A 310-nucleotide genomic window follows, 5' to 3' on the forward strand; every position below is an offset into this window, starting at 1 on the left:
TATTATCGCCATCCCCCTTGTATTTGCGCATGATGCCAGACAGGATTCGTATGATCGAAGTGTTACCCTGCACAAACAATATGAGGATGATTTTCAGGCTGCGGTGGACGATGCGGGTGCATATTTGGCTAGAATGGAGTCACAACAAACGACGACCGCCGTTCGGTATCATGAACAAAAGCAGCTTAATTTGGATATGGACATGCTTCATGTCTTTTATCAAAATCTAGCCCTTAAGTTCGGCATTGAGAATAATCCGGTAGCGATACAAAACTTGAAAATCCACATGCCTGCCATGGTATTGCTTCGC

Annotated in this window: 1 protein-coding gene; it reads left to right on the top strand. The window is 44.5% G+C overall.

Going from position 1 to position 310, the window contains the following annotated elements:
* On the top strand, positions 1 to 310 hold a 310-nt coding region (locus IEY34_RS38250), incomplete at both ends, for a hypothetical protein (RefSeq protein ID WP_189021057.1).

It is taken from the genome of Paenibacillus marchantiophytorum, assembly GCF_014640555.1.
GTDB classification, from domain to species: Bacteria; Bacillota; Bacilli; order Paenibacillales; family NBRC-103111; genus Paenibacillus_E; species Paenibacillus_E marchantiophytorum.